Genomic DNA, 15,656 nt, shown 5'->3' with positions numbered 1-15,656 from the left:
CCGGGACGAGTACCCCCACCCCGTAGCCGCACCCGGTCCCGCGCTCCGCCCCAGCGGCCCCCGGCCCTCCCATCACCGACAATGGAGGCGTACCACCACGGGGGAACCGCTACCGAAAGGCCGGCATGTCGGCAGCAGCACCAGGGCAGATCACCGTCCCCGACCGGCTCGCGCGGAACGTCGCCGCCGTGCGCCCCGAGGAGGCGGAGCGCTGGCTGGCCGCCCTCCCCGCCCTCGTCACCGCCGAACTGGCCCGGCTGCACCTCACCCTGGACCGCGTCCTGGACCCCGGCGGCTCGCTCGCCCTGGTCGCCTACGTCCACCGCGACGACGACCTCGCCCCGGCCGTTCTCAAGGTCTCCCTGCGCACCCCCGGCACCGCCCACGAGGCCGAGGCCCTCACCGCCTGGGCCGGCCGCGGCGCCGTGCTGCTCCTCGACACGGCGGCCCCCGACCCCGGTACCACCGTCCTCCTGCTGGAGCGCCTGCACGGCGAGATCCCGCTGCGCTCCCTCGCCGAGCCCAAGGCAATGCTGGAGGCCACCAGCCTGCTGCACCGGCTCTGGACCCCCGTCCCCCCGGAGCACGCCTTCCCCGGCCTCCCCACCCCCTTGCCCTCCGCCCCGTCGCCCTCCGCCCCCGCCCCGGGCTTCCCGGCCGAGGCCGAACCCCTGCTCGCCGAGGCCCGGGAGTCCGCCGCCGCGCTCGCCGCCTCCGCGGCCGAGGAGTTCCTGCTGCACGGCGACTTCCACCACGGCAACGTGCTCGCCGCCGACCGTGCGCCCTGGCTGGCGATCGACCCCCGGCCGCTGGTCGGCGAACGCGCCTACGACCTGGCCCGCCTCACCCTGGACCGGGCCGACACCCTGGTCGGCTCCCCCGGCCTCCCGGCCGCCGTCCGCCGTCGGCTGCACCAGCTCGCCGAAGCGCTGGAGGTGGACCGCGACCGCCTCCGCGGCTGGACCCTGGTCCGCGCCGTCGACCTCGCCGGCGCCGCCCTCACCACGGGCCGCCGCGCCGACGCCGAGCTCTACCTGGAGTTCGCCGGCGCGCTCTGAGCCACGTCCGCGCCGCCCGCCCCGCGCAACGGCAGCGGAGCCCCCATCACCGCGTAGCGCCGCTCCGTGTTCGGGAAGTGCACGGCCCGCGCGAGGTCCCGGTAGCCCAGCGAGCGGTAGAGCCGACGGGCCGGCGTCTCGGCGTCGATCGCGGAGAGGATGCTGCGGTCCGCCCCCGACCGCGCGGTCAGCGTCCGGATCAGTGCGGAGCCGACGCCTCGTCCCTGGAACTCCGGCAGCACATGCAGTTCGGTGACGGCGAAGACGCCGTCCAGCCAGGCCCCGTGCCCCCGGGCGACCAGATAGGGCTCGATCACCGTGCTCCACCAGTGGTCGCGCCGGTTCGGCATCCCGTACCCGAAGCCGACCAGCCGACCGCCGCTGACCGCCCCGAGCGCGATCACCCCGGGCTGCTGGGCGTGCCGTCCGACGATGTGGAGCCGGACCATGACCTCCTCGGGCGTGAGCCCGAAGGCCACCGCCTGGACGTCGAGCGCCTGCGGAGCCCATGCCGCGAGGTCGATGGCCTCGATCCGCACCCCGGCCGGCCCAGTCACCCCGGTCACCCCGCCATCACCCCAGTCACCCGTTCCATGCCCCGGACGTTACCGCCCGGCCACCCGCCACGCGGCCCGCACCGGCAACCCGGCGAACGGCGGCCGGTCCGCCGTCAGAACAGCACGCTCATGAAGGCCCCGACCTCGCGGAACCCCACCCGCCGGTAGGAGGCCCGCGCCCGCAGGTTGTAGTCGTTGACGTACAGCGACACCACCGGCGCGACCTCGCGCAGCGCGACCTCCAGCACTGCGGCCATCCCGGTCTCGGAGAGCCCCTGCCCCCGGTGCCCGGGCGCGACCCAGACCCCCTGGATCTGGCAGGCGCCCTCGGTGACGGCCCCGATCTCGGCCTTGAACACGACCTCGCCGTCCTCGCCGAAGCGGGCGAACGAGCGTCCGGTGGTGACGAGTTCGGCGACCCGGGCCTGGTACAGCAGCCCGCCGTCACCGGCCAGCGGCGAGACGCCGACCTCCTCGGTGAACATCGCCACGCAGGCCGGCATCAGGATGTCGACCTCGTCCCGCCGCACCCGCCGGACCAGCGGGTCCGGGGCGATCTCGGCGGACGGCACCGTGGTGGCGAGCAGCGGCTGGTGCGCCCTGACCTCGCGGGCGGGCCCCCAGCTGCGCTCCAGCAGCGCCCACAGGGCCGCGGTCGGCCCGGCCGGGCCGACGATGGAGGAGCAGCGGCGCCCCTGTCTGCGGGCGCGTTCGGCGAAGGCCTGGACGGCCTGCGGCCCGGCCTCCACCAGGACCAGGTTGGCCCCGGCGTAGCAGAGCGCGTCGAGTTCGCCGTGCTCGTCGTACCAGCCCCACATCTCGCCGCCGAGCCGCCAGGGGTCGAGGCCGACGGCCTCCACCCGGGTGGCCACGAAGGCGTTGGCGACGGGGTCGCGGTGGAGGACGGCGAGGGCGTCGGCGAGGTCCGGCGGTTCCAGCACGCGGGTGGTCGCCAGGGCGCGGGCGGCCTGGAACGAGCTGGGGAGCATCACACCTCGATCGAGCATCGAGACAGCACCTTACTGAGACGACGGTGGCCGCACCCTACTCCCTGCCCCCACCCGGGCACGGCCGCGGGGCCGTCCGCACACGGACGGCCCCGCTTCCGGAAGAACAGCGCGGACCTACCCGGCACCGGGGTGGGTCACTCGCCGGCGGTGACGGTCGGCGCGCCGGACTCGACGCCCTCCGACTCCATCTGCTCGGCGATCTTGAACGCCTCCTCGATCAGGGTCTCCACGATCTTGGACTCGGGGACGGTCTTGATGACCTCGCCCTTGACGAAGATCTGGCCCTTGCCGTTGCCGGAGGCGACCCCGAGGTCGGCCTCGCGGGCCTCGCCCGGGCCGTTGACGACGCAGCCCATGACCGCGACGCGCAGCGGCACGTTCATGCCCTCCAGGCCGGCCGTGACCTCCTCGGCGAGCTTGTAGACGTCCACCTGGGCGCGGCCGCAGGACGGGCAGGAGACGATCTCCAGACCGCGCTGGCGCAGGCCGAGCGACTCCAGGATCTGGTTGCCGACCTTGATCTCCTCGGCCGGCGGGGCGCTCAGCGAGACCCGGATGGTGTCGCCGATGCCCTCGGCGAGCAGCGCGCCGAAGGCGACCGCGGACTTGATGGTGCCCTGGAAGGCGGGGCCGGCCTCGGTGACACCGAGGTGCAGCGGGTAGTCGCAGGCGGCGGCGAGCTGGCGGTAGGCGTTGATCATCACGACCGGGTCGTTGTGCTTGACCGAGATCTTGATGTCGCGGAAGTCGTGCTCCTCGAACAGCGAGCACTCCCAGAGCGCGGACTCGACCAGGGCCTCGGGGGTCGCCCGGCCGTACTTCTCCAGCAGGCGCTTGTCGAGCGAACCGGCGTTGACGCCGATCCGGATCGGCACCCCGGCGCCCTTGGCGGCCTTGGCGATCTCGCCGACCTTGTCGTCGAAGGCCTTGATGTTGCCCGGGTTGACCCGGACCGCGGCGCAGCCGGCGTCGATCGCGGCGAAGACGTACTTCGGCTGGAAGTGGATGTCGGCGATCACCGGGATCTGCGACTTCCTCGCGATGATCGGCAGCGCGTCCGCGTCGTCCTGGGACGGAACGGCGACCCGCACGATCTGGCAGCCGGAGGCGGTGAGCTCCGCGATCTGCTGCAGGGTGGCGTTGATGTCCGAGGTCAGCGTGGTGGTCATGGACTGCACCGAGACGGGCGCGTCGCCGCCGACCGGCACGTTGCCGACCATGATCTGACGGGAGACCCGGCGCTTGGCGAGCGGCTTGAGCGGCAGAGACGGAATACCGAGCGAGATCGCGGTCATGTGCGCAGGGTTCCCCGGGGTCGATGTGTGGTCGGCCCGGCCGCTGGGACGACCGAACCCGGGCGCGCCGACGATCGCGCGCCCGGGCTCCAACGGTACGGCACGGGAACGGGCGTCCGCGCACCCACCGGCCGACCGCTCTAACTGATCTTGACCGGGTTCACCAGGTCGGCGACCAGCACCAGCAGGGTGAAGCCGATGAACACGCTGGCCACCACGTACGCGAGCGGCATCAGCCGGGCCACGTCGAACGGACCGGGGTCGGGGCGGTGGAACAGCCGTGCGAACCGGCGGCGGACCGACTCCCAGACCGCGCCCGCGATGTGGCCGCCGTCCAGCGGCAGCAGCGGCAGCATGTTGAAGAGGAACAGCGAGAGGTTGATCCCGGCGAGCAGGTTGACGAAGTAGGCGACCCGCTGGGTGCCCGGGATGTCCAGCGAGAACACCTCGCCACTCACCCGGGCCGCGCCGACCATGCCGATCGGGGAGTCCGCCTCGCGCGGGGCGCCGTCGACCACCGAGTGCCACAGCCCGGGGATCTTGCCGGGCAGCGCGGCCAGCGACTCCACGCCGTGCTCGGCCATGTCGTACATCCGGTCGACGGACTGCCCGAGGCCGAGCCGGACCACGCCCGTGGTCGGGGTGAAGCCGAGGAAGCCGGCCCGCACCGTCTCGCCCTTGACCGGCAGGCCCTCGGCGTCGTACTTCTGCACGTCGTTGACGGCGATCGTCGGTTCGAGGGTCAGCCGCTGCCCGTCGCGCTCGACCACCAGCTCGACCTTCTTGCCGGCCGACTTCCGGATGTCGCCCTGGAGCTGCTCGTAGTTGCCGATCCGGTCGCCGTCGAAGGACACCACCCGGTCGCCCGGCCGGAGCCCGGCCTGGAAGGCGGGCGCCGCCGGGGCGTCCGCCGGACAGGTGTCGGTCGCCTGGCCGGCCTTGACCACGCACTCCGAGACGGTGCCGATGGTCGGCACCGCCATCGAGACGCCGAAGCCCATCATCACGGTCAGGAAGAGCCCGAACGAGAGCAGCAGGTTCATGAACGGCCCGGCGAACATGACGATCACGCGCTTCCACGGCTTGCGCGTGTAGAACAGCCGGGACTCGTCGCCCTCCTTCACCTCCTCGTAGGAGGCCTCCCGGGCGTCCTCGATCATGGACCGCCAGGGCGAGGTCGAGCGCTGGGTGATCCGCCCGTCCGCACCGGGCGGGAACATCCCGATCATCCGGATGTACCCGCCCAGGGGGACCGCCTTGAGGCCGTACTCGGTCTCGCCCTTCTTCCGCGACCAGACCGTCGGCCCGAAGCCGACCATGTACTGCGGCACCCGAATGCCGAACAGCTTGGCCGTGGAGAGGTGGCCGAGCTCGTGCCAGGCGATCGAGAAGAGCAGTCCCAGTACGAAGACCAGGATGCCGACCACCGTCATCACCGTTGCCACCGCTGCGCCTCCGTCATGCCGCTCCGATCGTCCTGTCGTCGTACCGGTCCTCCGCGCGGGACCGTCCGGACGGCCCCGCCCCGGTGGTGCTGCCTGTCCGGGCGGACCGTCAGCCCGCCGCCAGCTCGCGGGCCCGGGCGCGCGCCCAGTCCTCCGCGTGCAGGACGTCCTCCACCGTCAGCGAAGTTCCCCCGGCCGGGGCACCGTGCTCGGCCACGACCTTCGCAACAGTGTCCACGATCCCGGTGAAGGCGAGGCGGCCCTTCAGGAAGGCCTCCACACACTCCTCGTTCGCGGCATTGAACACGGCCGGGCAGGTACCGCCCAGGGTGCCGACCTCGCGGGCCAGCTCGACCGCCGGGAAGGCCTCGTCGTCCAGCGGGAAGAACTCCCAGGTCGCGGCCTTCGTCCAGTCGCAGCCCGGGGCCGCGTCCGGGACCCGGTCCGGCCAGCCCAGGCCGAGCGCGATCGGCATCCGCATGTCCGGCGGACTCGCCTGCGCCAGCGTCGAACCGTCCGTGAACTCCACCATCGAGTGCACGACCGACTGCGGATGGACCACGACCTCGATCCGGTCGAACGGCACGTCGTAGAGCAGGTGCGCCTCGATCACCTCCAGGCCCTTGTTCACCAGGGTGGCCGAGTTGATCGTGACGACCGGGCCCATCGCCCAGGTCGGGTGCGCCAGCGCGTCGGCGGGGGTCACCCCGGCCAGCTCCGCGCGGCCGCGGCCGCGGAACGGGCCACCGCTCGCGGTCACCACCAGCTTGCGGACCTCGGCCCGGGTGCCGCCGGCCAGCGCCTGGAACAGCGCGGCGTGCTCGGAGTCCACCGGGACGATCTGCCCCGGCCGCGCCACCGCCTTCACCAGCGGGCCGCCCACGATCAGCGACTCCTTATTGGCCAGCACCAGCACCCGGCCGGCCCGCAGCGCCGCCAGCGTCGGGCCCAGACCGATCGACCCGGTGATGCCGTTCAGCACCGAGTGGCACTCCATCGCCGCCAGCTCGGTCGCCGCGTCCGGACCGGCCAGCACGGTCGGCAGCGGCCCGCCCGCGGCCTTCGCCGCCAGCGCCTCGCGCAGCGCGGGCTCCGCCGCCGGATCGGCCACCGCCACGGTGCGCACACCCAGCCGGACCGCCTGCTCGGCGAGCAGGTCGACCCGGCCGCCGGCCGCCGACAGGGCCACCACCCGGAACCGGTCGGGATTGCGGAGCACCACGTCGATGGCCTGGGTGCCGATCGAACCGGTGGAGCCGAGGATCACCAACTCCCGGGGGCCGGAGGGGTCGGTCACCTCGGGGGTGAACCGCAGCTGCGGGTGGGCGAGCGAAGTCATGCGCCCATTGTGGCCTGCCCGACACCCTCCCCCGCACCACGGGTTCCCCCGATCCGCCACACCGCTTCGCCGGACCCGCCGCACCGGTTCCCCAGGACGGCGCCCCCGCCCCGGGCTACCGTCGGAGCCATGCGCATCGTCATCGCCGGGGGCCACGGACAGATCGCCCTCCGACTGGAACGGCTGCTCGCCGACCGGGGCGACCGGCCCGCCGGAATCGTCCGCCGCCCCGAACACGCCGAGGACCTCGCCGCCGCCGGCGCCGAACCGCTGCTGCTCGACCTGGAGGCCGCCGCCGCACCGGAACTCGCCCGGCTGCTCGACGGCGCCGACGCCGTGGTGTTCGCCGCCGGCGCCGGACCGGGCAGCGGCGCCGCCCGCAAGCTCACCGTCGACCGGGACGCCGCCGTCCTGCTCGCGGACGCCGCCGAACTCGCCGGCGTCCGCCGCTACCTCATCGTCTCCTCGATGGGCGCCGACGCCGAGGCCGAGTACCCCGCCGACGAGGGCTTCCAGACCTATCTGCGGGCCAAGGGCGCCGCCGACGACGCCGTCAGGTCCCGCCCCGGCCTGGACTGGACGGTGCTGCGCCCCGGCCGCCTCACCGACGGACCCGGCACCGGACTGGTCCGGCTCGCCCCCGGCCTCCCGCGCGGCGCCGTCGACCGGCAGGACGTCGCCGCCGTGCTCGCCGCCCTGCTGCACGAACCCGGCACCGCCGGACGGACCCTGGACCTGCTCTCCGGCGACGCCACCGTCGCCGAGGCGGTCGCGGCCGCAGCCGGCCGGGACTGAGCGCTCCCCCGGCACCCCGGGTACGCCGAAGGGCCCGACCGCGCGGCCGGGCCCTTCGTCAGCACGTGTCTCAGAGGTCCAGGCCGCTGAGAACCATGACCTTCTCGACCGTGTAGTCGTCCATCGCGTACTTGACGCCCTCACGGCCGACGCCGGAGTCCTTGACACCGCCGTACGGCATCTGGTCGGCACGGTAGGACGGCGCGTCGCCGATGATCACACCGCCGACCTCCAGCTCCCGGTGGGCGCGGAAGGCGGTCTGCAGGTCGTGCGTGAACACGCCCGCCTGGAGGCCGAACGGCGAGTTGTTGACGGCGGCGAAGGCCTCGTCCACACCGTCCACCCGGTGCAGCGACAGCACCGGGCCGAACACCTCGCAGGTCGCCAGGATCGCGTCCGCCGGCAGCTCGGCCAGCACGGTCGGGGCGTAGGTCGCGCCCTCGCGGGTACCGCCGGCGAGCAGCTTCGCGCCCTTGGCCACCGCGTCGTCCACCCAGGACTCGACCCGCTTCGCGGCGTTCTCGTCGACCAGCGGGCCGACGTCCGTGGCGTCGTCGTTCGGGTCACCGGTGACCTGGTCGCCCACCTTGGCGACGACCTTCTCCACCAGCGCGTCGTAGACCGAGGCGTCGGCGATCACGCGCTGCACCGAGATGCAGGACTGGCCGCCCTGGTAGTTGGCGAACATCGCGATCCGGGTGGCCGCCCAGTCCAGGTCCGCCTCGGAGGACCAGTCGGCGAGCACCACGGCCGCGGCGTTGCCGCCCAGCTCCAGGGTGGTGTGCTTGCGCGGCACCGAGTCCATGATCTGGTAGCCGACCTTGTCCGAACCGGTGAAGGAGATCACCGGCAGTCGCGGGTCCTGCACCAGGGCCGGCATCCGGTCGTTCGGGACCGGCAGAACGCTCCAGGAACCGGCCGGCAGGTCGGTCTCGGCCAGGATCTCGCCCAGCACCATGGCCGACAGCGGGGTCGCCGGGGCCGGCTTGAGGATGATCGGCGCGCCGACCGCGATCGCCGGGGCGACCTTGTGGGCGACCAGGTTCAGCGGGAAGTTGAACGGGGCGATGCCCAGCACCACACCGCGCGGGAAGCGGCGCACCAGCGCGAAACGGCCCACGCCGCCCGGGTCGGTGTCCAGCCGCATGGTCTCGCCGTTGGTCCGGCGGGCCTCCTCGGCGGCCCAGCGGAACACCGAGACGGCACGGCCGACCTCGCCGCGGGCCCACTTGATCGGCTTGCCGTTCTCCGCGGTGATCAGCTGGGCGATCTCCTCGGTGCGCTCGGCCAGCCGCCGGGCCACGTGGTCCAGGGCGGCGGAACGCACATGCGCCGGGGTCGCGGCGAACACCGGCAGCGCGGCGACGGCGGCCTCCAGGGCCTCCTCGACCTGCGCCTCGGTGGGGATGCTCACCTTGCCGACCAGGCGGCCGTCCCAGCTGTTGTGCACCTCGAAGTCGGCATCGCCGCTCGCCCGGCGGCCGGCCAGCCAGAAATCGTACGTGGTGGTCACCGTGGTACCGGCCTCTCCTCGTCGTCGTCAGGACCCCACGGACGTGGAGCCGCAATCGAGGGTAGGGCGGCCGACGCACCGACCGGATTGGACACGGAGTAGCGTTCACCCGCGCGGCCACTCCACCGCGTCCAGCCGGATCGGCTGTGACTACTCCTCGCCCGAGCGCAGGGCCAGCCAGAGCTCCATCCGGACGTCCGTGTCGTCCAGCGACCGCCCCAGCAGCTCCTCGACCCGCCGCATCCGGTACCGCAGGGTGTGCCGGTGCACACCGAGATCGGCCGCCGCCGCGTCCCACTGCCCGTGCCGCGACAGCCAGGCCCGCAGCGAGGCCACCAGATCGCCGCGCGCCGTCCGGTCGTGGTCCCGCAGCGGCCGCAGCAGCCCCTCGGCGAAGGCCGTCACGGCGTCCTCCCCGAGCAGCGGCAGCAGCGAGCCGGCGCCGACCTCCTCGTGGTCCACCGAGCGCCGCCCACCGCGCAGCGCCACCGCCAGCGCCCGCTCGGCCTGCGCGTGCGCCGTCCCGGCGTCCTCCAGCGCGGCCGGCGCCGACACGCCCAGCGACAGGCCCTCGTGCTCCTCCACCACACCCAGGCACGCCCGGTGCACCGCGCCGTTGTCCAGCGCCAGCACCATCAGCCTCGGCCCGTGCGCGCCGTCCTCCCGCGCCACCAGCAGCTTCTCGCCGACCCGCGAACCCGCCTGCTCGGCCCGGTCGCCCAGCTCGCCCAGCGACTCCCCGGCGTCCACCCCCTGGCCCGCCCCGGCCACCAGTACCCGGACCGTTCCCTCCGGCAGCCCGCCGAACAGGCCCGCCGCCACCTGCCGCGCCGTCGCCACCTCCCCGGCCAGCACCATCCGCAGCAGCGCCGCGCCCATCCGCTCCTCGGCCTGCCGCAGCTCCCGCGACCGCTCCAGGGTCAGCGTCAGCAGCGCCACCGCCGCGTTCAGCACATAGCGCTCGGTCGGCGTGATCCGGTCCTCGGTGCCCACCGCCAGGAACCCGCGCGCCCGCCGGTCCGCCCCCAGCGACTGGACCACCACGTAGTCCTCGTCCGCCGTGTCTATCCCCGGCGCCCGGCCCTGCAGCGCGGCACTCGACGGCGCCGGACGCCGCCGCAGCCGGTCCACCTCCGCCGCCAGCCGCCCGGCCCGGCGCGCCGCCCAGTCCGGCGCCACCACCGACAGCGCGCCCGAACCGTCGTACAGCGCCGCCCAGCCGCCCAGCCGGGCCGCCAGCCGGCGCACCACCGCCGTCGTGCCGTCCTTGCCCAGCGCGGCCCGGGTCAGCTCCTCCTGCGCCTCGAAGCTGGTCGTCACCGCCTCGTACTGCTCGGCCGCCAGCGCCGCCGACACCACCTTGCTGATCGCGATGAACGGCGTCGGCTCCGGCACCCGCAGCAGCGGCAGCCCGCGCTGCGCGGCCGCGTCCACCAGCGGCTGCGGCACCTCCGTGTGCGACAGCCCCACCCCGAGCCCCAGCCCGACCACCCCCGCGTCGGCCAGCCGGTGCACGTACGCCTGCAGCCGGGCGGCCGTGCGGCCCAGCTTGATACCGGTGGTGAGCAGCAGCTCACCACCTTCGAGGAAGGGCGTCGGGTCGTCCAGCTCACTGGTGTGCACCCAGCGGACCGGCCGCTCCAAATGGTCCGCACCGGCGAGGACCGTCAGATGGAGCGAGGTGTTGCGGACGACGGAGGCAAGTGTGGGGGGCATGGCACCTTCGGGGGAGCGACGCGACCGCGCCTTTGCGGCCGGGCGGGGAGAGGGCTGGGAGTCCAGGGGGATCCCCACTTCTCATTATGGACGCTCCGGACAACCGGCACTGCCGAATCCACCTCGAAGGCGAGCTTCGACGGCCCGCCTCAGCCCCGGAGGTCCACCAGCAGCGGCGGCACCTGCTCCCCCGACACCGCCGTCAGCGACACCACCGCGTGCCCCGCCGGCAGGGCGTGCGCCAGGTCGGACGGCGACCAGCGCAGCCGCTCCACCTCCCGGGTGGTCACCGACTCCGTCTGCGCCGTCGTCCCCGACAGCGCCTTGCGCCCCAGCCGCCCGGCCCGCCGGACGATCCCGCCCGAGGTGTCCGGGGCCAGCGTCACCGCCGTCTCGCGGACCAGGTGGGTGCCCCAGGCCTCCGAGAACAACCGCCCGTCCCAGGGTGCGATGCCCGGGAACGCCGCCCGGCAGCCCACCGCCCCGAACAGCGGCGCCCGCAGCGCCTCCGGCAGGTCCACCAGGGTGCGCAGCAGCAGCACCACCCCGGCGTTCGCCCCGCGCAGCCGCTGCAGACCGCGCACGATCCCGGCGTCCAGCGCCGCCGAGGCGTCGTCCACCACCAGGCCCGCGAACAGCGAACGGTCCCCGCGCGACCCGGCCGCCTGCACGAACTGCCCCACCAGCAGGCGCGACAGCATCCGCGCCACCTCCGGATGACTGCGCTCCGGCAGCTTCACCCGCACCCGCAGCGGATGGTCCAGCACCCGCATCGCGAACGGCGGCCGGCCCGTGCCGTCGGTCGCGAACGCCCCCTCGAAGGCCGGCCGGTCCAGCAGCGCCAGCCGGTCCGCCAGCAGCGCCCCCGGATCGTCCGCCCGGCCGCGCTGGTGCTCCCGGTGCTCGAGGTCCCGCTCGAAGGAGCCCAGCCGCCCGGCCGCCCGCAGCCCCTTCACCAGGGCCTCCAGCGACTCCGGATCACCGGCGAGCAGCGCCCGCAGCTCGCGCACGCCCGGGTAGCGGCCGAACGCGGCGTGGAACGGGCCGACCATCTGCTGCAGGGCCGTCCGGGCGGTCTCGGCGCGCGCGGTCAGCTCGTCCGGCAGCAGTGCCTCGGCCAGCCGGGCCGCCGCCTCGTCCGGGTCCTGGGCCGCGCCGTAGAGGTCCAGCCCGTAGCGGGACGCGGGGTCGCCCGGGGCGATCACCACGTCGTACCAGGCGTCCGGCCCCAGGTCTGCGTCCGTCGCGCCGATCACCACCGCGCACGCCGTCCCGGCCAGCGCCTGCAGGCACAGCGCCTCGGCCACCGGGCGGGCCAGCCGCGCCGTCTTCCCCGTCCCGGCCGGGCCCACCGCCAGCAGCGAGGTGCCCAGCACCACCGGGTCCAGCGCGAACCCGGCCGACCGGTGGGTCAGCGGGTTCTTCGGCACGTCCTGCGCGGTGCCGAGCCGCACCTGGCCCAGCAGCAGGTCGTGCCGCTCCGCCCGGCCCGGCAGTTCGCGCGCCTCCGAGGGGTGCGCGAACGCGGCGGCGCCGCGCAGCGACACCTGCTCGACGAAGGCCGGCAGGAAGGCCGGGTCGGCCTGGGCCGACTCCCAGGCCCGCCGGATCCGCACGTAGTCGACGTCCCCGACCGCCTCACCGTCCAGCCGCCCGGCCGCGACGGCGGCCCCGCCCTGCCGCAGCACCGTCCACGGATCCCGCTGCCGGGCCGCCTCCGACTGCTCCTCCTCGGTGGCCGGCGCCTCCTCCGTCACCGTCCGCGACAGCAGCGGCAGGGCGTAGCGCCGCCACACCTCCGGCCACCGGCCCATTCGGCCGAAGACCTTGATGACGATGCCGGCGACCAGCACGTTGAGGGTGAGGACGACCGAGATCGCGACGAACGCCGAACGTGTGGGCAGTACACCGATGAACGTCGTCCCGTACTTGGCCACCTCGACGCCGTAGACGTACGCCAACCACCCCACCACCGCGTTCAGCCCCGCCCGCAGGAGCAGCGGCCAGGTCGGGACCTTGGCGGCCTCCGCCCGGTCGGGGTCGAGCTGCCGGTGGTCCTGGCGGAAGACGCCCGGGTCGGCCTCGGGGCGCGGGGCCGAGGCCCAGGCGGCGAGGTCGAAGGGCACGCGGGCCGGGGGACGCGGGTGCGGCATCGGGGTGCGGGGAGTGGCGGTGGTCCGCTCGTCGTGGCTCCGTGCCCCGTCCAGTCCCATCTACGGCCCCGTTCCCTCGCCCGCCGGCCCGACCACCGTCGGTGCCGCCCATACCCATGCCACCGCCCCGGCGACACGCCCGCGCTCAATGTAGTGGAGCGGAGCCTCCCGGTAGCGGCTCCGCCCGGGCTGGCCGCCCCGGACAAGTCGGACGGCGCAGTGCTACCGAGTGGCGCATGCCTGCCCGGGGAACGCCCCCGTAGCCTGCGAACTACCGAGCCGAGAAGTCTGGAGAAACCCATGAGCGCCGCAACGCCGCTCCCGCAGGAGCGCCGCCTGGTCACCGCGATCCCCGGTCCGAAGTCGCAGGAGCTGCAGGCCCGCAAGCTGGGTGCGGTGGCGGCCGGCGTCGGCACCACCCTGCCGGTGTACGTGTCCCGCGCCAACGGCGGCGTGCTGGAGGACGTGGACGGCAACTCGCTGATCGACTTCGGCTCCGGCATCGCCGTGACCAACGTCGGCAACAGCGCCGAGGCCGTGGTGGCCAAGGCCTCCGAGCAGCTCGCCGCCTTCACGCACACCTGTTTCATGGTGACCCCGTACGAGGGCTACGTCGCCGTCGCCGAGCAGCTCAACGAGCTGACCCCGGGCGACCACGACAAGCGCACCGCGCTGTTCAACTCGGGCGCCGAGGCGGTCGAGAACGCGGTGAAGATCGCCCGCGCGTACACCAAGCGCACCGCCGTCGTGGTGTTCGACCACGGCTACCACGGCCGCACCAACCTCACCATGGGCATGACGGCGAAGAACATGCCGTACAAGCAGGGCTTCGGTCCGTTCGCCCCCGAGGTCTACCGGGTGCCGGTGGCCTACCCCTACCGCTGGCTGACCGGTGCCGAGAACTGCGCCGCCGAGGCCGCCGCGCAGGCGATCGACATCATCAACAAGCAGATCGGCGCCGAGAACGTCGCCGCGATCATCATCGAGCCGATCCAGGGCGAGGGCGGCTTCATCGAGCCGGCCAAGGGCTTCCTGCCGGCCATCGTCGAGTACGCGAAGGCCAACGGCATCGTCTTCGTCGCGGACGAGATCCAGACCGGCTTCTGCCGCACCGGCCAGTGGTTCGCCTGTGACGACGAGGGCATCGTCCCGGACCTCATCACCACCGCCAAGGGCATCGCCGGCGGTCTGCCGCTGGCCGCGGTGACCGGTCGGGCCGAGATCATGGACGCCGCGCACGCCGGCGGCCTGGGCGGCACCTACGGTGGCAACCCGGTGGCCTGCGCGGCCGCGCTGGGTTCCATCGAGACCATGAAGGAGCTGGACCTCAACGGCAAGGCGCAGCGCATCGGCGAGGTCATGCTGGGCCGCCTGCGGGCGATCCAGGAGAAGTACGCCGACTCCGACCGGGTCCGCGTCGGCGAGGTCCGCGGCCGCGGCGCGATGATCGCCGTCGAGCTGGTGAAGCCGGGCGGCAAGGAGCCGCACGCGGAGGCCACCGCGGCCATCGCCAAGGCCTGCCACGCCGAGGGCCTGGTCGTGCTGACCGCCGGCACCTACGGCAACGTGCTGCGCTTCCTGCCGCCGCTGGTCATGCCGGAGCACCTGCTGAACGAGGGCCTGGACATCATCGAGGGCGCCTTCGCCACCGTCTGATCCGGCCCGCGGCCCCGAGGCCGCGCCCGAAGACCCGCCGGAGGGATGTCCGGACAGCGCCGAACGGCCCGCGGGGACCTCAGTCCCCGCGGGCCGTTGGGTTTCGAACCCGGCGTGACGCCCCCGGCGCGGACGGTGAAGATGGTGTGCGGAATCGCTGAAGCTCCTCGGCCGTGCAAGGACCTTGACGTAGTGTCATCACAGATGGACAGCGAGCCCCAGCCATGGGCGGAGCCGTCCGCGGCGTCGCCCCAGGGGGCGGCTCCGCGCGAGGGCCGCGAGGACAACCAGGCCGTCCCGTACGGGGCGGTGCACACCGAAAGCCGATCGACCGGCCGTCCGGCCCACACCCCCCGGGACGCACGGAACGGCGATCATCAGGGCCGCCCCGGAGCTCTCCCCCCTGCTCCGGGGCGGCTGCCTCGCGTGCTCGCCCGGCCGGCAGTGCCGGCGCTCCTGGTCCTGGTGCTCCTGCTGGTGTCCTGGCAGGTCGCCGTGGACGGACCGCTGCTGGAGCTGGACCACTGGACCCGGCACGCCGTCCGGGAGACCCGGCACGCGCTGCACAGCACTCTGCTCAACCACCTCGGCAAGGCGTTCTCCGACCTGGGCGGGGGCTCGGTGGCGGTGCCGGTGTTGCTGCTGGGCGGGGCGGTCGCCGCCCGGCGGGAGTTCCGGGCGGGGTTCGCCCGGTGGTGGCTGCCGGTGCCGGTGGCGGTGCTGACGGCCGGGCTGATCCCGCTGCTGGTGGTGCCGGCGAAGGCCTGGTTCGCCCGGCCGGGCCCGTTCGGGCTGCCGCTGGCGGCGGACCAGTGGGGCTGGTACCCGTCCGGCCACACCGCGACCGCCACGCTCGGGTACGGGGTGGCGGCCCTGCTGCTGGCGCGGACGGCCACGCCGCGCGGGCGGCGGGCGCTCGCCGCCGCGGCGGCGCTGCTGGCCGTGGGCGTCGGACTGGGGCTGGTGTGGAGCGACTACCACTGGCTGCTGGACGTGGTGGCCAGTTGGTGCCTGGGCGGCCTGGTCCTGTGGACGCTGGCCCGGTGGCCGCTCACCGGCCGCCCGTCCGCGCGCCGACGGCGCCCGGAGCACTGAGACCCCGAGCCCCGGGCCCGGGCC

Annotated in this window: 12 protein-coding genes; 4 read left to right on the top strand and 8 right to left on the bottom strand. The window is 74.2% G+C overall.

Annotated elements, in window-relative coordinates:
• Window positions 1-125 precede the first annotated feature (125 nt).
• The gene (locus ADK60_RS02930; RefSeq protein WP_053642968.1) at window positions 126-1,058 is read left to right on the top strand and encodes an aminoglycoside phosphotransferase family protein; all 933 of its coding nucleotides are present in this window, start codon (window positions 126-128) and stop codon (window positions 1,056-1,058) included.
• Here the strand turns inward: ADK60_RS02930 and ADK60_RS02925 are convergent.
• From ADK60_RS02925 to dxr, 5 genes are all read right to left on the bottom strand, one after another.
• On the bottom strand, window positions 1,031-1,624 hold the full coding sequence (locus ADK60_RS02925) for a GNAT family N-acetyltransferase (RefSeq protein WP_045940963.1): 594 nt from the start codon (window positions 1,622-1,624) through the stop codon (window positions 1,031-1,033). The genes ADK60_RS02930 and ADK60_RS02925 overlap by 28 nt on opposite strands.
• Window positions 1,625-1,728: 104 nt before the next feature.
• A complete protein-coding gene (locus ADK60_RS02920; RefSeq protein ID WP_053642966.1) occupies window positions 1,729-2,604 on the bottom strand; it encodes a GNAT family N-acetyltransferase in 876 nt (291 codons plus the stop codon).
• Window positions 2,605-2,759: 155 nt separating this feature from the next.
• Window positions 2,760-3,920, bottom strand: a complete 1,161-nt coding sequence (ispG, locus tag ADK60_RS02915; protein ID WP_045940961.1) for a flavodoxin-dependent (E)-4-hydroxy-3-methylbut-2-enyl-diphosphate synthase — start codon at window positions 3,918-3,920, stop codon at window positions 2,760-2,762.
• A gap of 140 nt (window positions 3,921-4,060) precedes the next feature.
• Window positions 4,061-5,365 (bottom strand): M50 family metallopeptidase, encoded by a 1,305-nt coding sequence (locus ADK60_RS02910; RefSeq protein WP_053642965.1) that lies wholly within the window; start codon window positions 5,363-5,365, stop codon window positions 4,061-4,063.
• 109 nt (window positions 5,366-5,474) lie between these two features.
• Window positions 5,475-6,704, bottom strand: coding sequence for a 1-deoxy-D-xylulose-5-phosphate reductoisomerase (gene dxr, locus ADK60_RS02905; RefSeq protein WP_045940959.1), 1,230 nt, complete (start codon window positions 6,702-6,704; stop codon window positions 5,475-5,477).
• Window positions 6,705-6,833: 129 nt separating this feature from the next.
• Between dxr and ADK60_RS02900 the strand changes: the two genes are divergently transcribed.
• Window positions 6,834-7,499 carry an NAD(P)H-binding protein gene (locus ADK60_RS02900; RefSeq protein ID WP_053642963.1) on the top strand — a complete coding sequence of 222 codons (666 nt, stop codon included), beginning with the start codon at window positions 6,834-6,836 and terminating at the stop codon, window positions 7,497-7,499.
• A 70-nt stretch (window positions 7,500-7,569) separates the two neighbouring features.
• Here the strand turns inward: ADK60_RS02900 and ADK60_RS02895 are convergent, their stop codons facing one another.
• The 3 genes from ADK60_RS02895 to ADK60_RS02885 form a co-directional block, all read right to left on the bottom strand.
• Window positions 7,570-9,012, bottom strand: coding sequence for an aldehyde dehydrogenase family protein (locus ADK60_RS02895; protein WP_045940958.1), 1,443 nt, complete (start codon window positions 9,010-9,012; stop codon window positions 7,570-7,572).
• Between the two features lie 150 nt (window positions 9,013-9,162).
• Window positions 9,163-10,728, bottom strand: coding sequence for a PucR family transcriptional regulator (locus tag ADK60_RS02890; RefSeq protein ID WP_045940957.1), 1,566 nt, complete (start codon window positions 10,726-10,728; stop codon window positions 9,163-9,165).
• Between the two features lie 149 nt (window positions 10,729-10,877).
• Complete coding sequence (locus tag ADK60_RS02885) at window positions 10,878-12,941, bottom strand: hypothetical protein (RefSeq protein WP_053642961.1); 2,064 nt, start codon at window positions 12,939-12,941, stop codon at window positions 10,878-10,880.
• A gap of 240 nt (window positions 12,942-13,181) precedes the next feature.
• On the opposite strand from ADK60_RS02885, the gene gabT reads away from it, so the two are divergent.
• Entirely contained in the window at window positions 13,182-14,537 is a 1,356-nt protein-coding gene (gabT, locus tag ADK60_RS02880; RefSeq protein ID WP_053642959.1) for a 4-aminobutyrate--2-oxoglutarate transaminase, read from the top strand.
• A 426-nt stretch (window positions 14,538-14,963) separates the two neighbouring features.
• Complete coding sequence (locus ADK60_RS02875) at window positions 14,964-15,632, top strand: phosphatase PAP2 family protein (protein ID WP_053642957.1); 669 nt, start codon at window positions 14,964-14,966, stop codon at window positions 15,630-15,632.
• Window positions 15,633-15,656 lie beyond the last annotated feature (24 nt).

The organism is Streptomyces sp. XY431 (assembly GCF_001279805.1).
In the GTDB taxonomy this organism is placed as follows: Bacteria; Actinomycetota; Actinomycetes; order Streptomycetales; family Streptomycetaceae; genus Kitasatospora; species Kitasatospora purpeofusca.
The sequence above is the reverse complement of the archived record's forward strand: the minus strand, read 5'-3'. Positions and strand labels throughout refer to the sequence as shown.

Excerpts from the sequence above, each read along its gene's own strand:
- ADK60_RS02885 (WP_053642961.1), bottom strand. The coding sequence starts at position 12,941 with ATGGGACTGGACGGGGCACGGAGCCACGACGAGCGGACCACCGCCACT.
- ADK60_RS02920 (WP_053642966.1), bottom strand. The coding sequence starts at position 2,604 with ATGCTCCCCAGCTCGTTCCAGGCCGCCCGCGCCCTGGCGACCACCCGC.
- ADK60_RS02930 (WP_053642968.1), top strand. The coding sequence starts at position 126 with ATGTCGGCAGCAGCACCAGGGCAGATCACCGTCCCCGACCGGCTCGCG.
- gabT (WP_053642959.1), top strand. The coding sequence starts at position 13,182 with ATGAGCGCCGCAACGCCGCTCCCGCAGGAGCGCCGCCTGGTCACCGCG.
- ispG (WP_045940961.1), bottom strand. The coding sequence starts at position 3,920 with ATGACCGCGATCTCGCTCGGTATTCCGTCTCTGCCGCTCAAGCCGCTC.
- ADK60_RS02900 (WP_053642963.1), top strand. The coding sequence starts at position 6,834 with ATGCGCATCGTCATCGCCGGGGGCCACGGACAGATCGCCCTCCGACTG.
- ADK60_RS02890 (WP_045940957.1), bottom strand. The coding sequence starts at position 10,728 with ATGCCCCCCACACTTGCCTCCGTCGTCCGCAACACCTCGCTCCATCTG.
- dxr (WP_045940959.1), bottom strand. The coding sequence starts at position 6,704 with ATGACTTCGCTCGCCCACCCGCAGCTGCGGTTCACCCCCGAGGTGACC.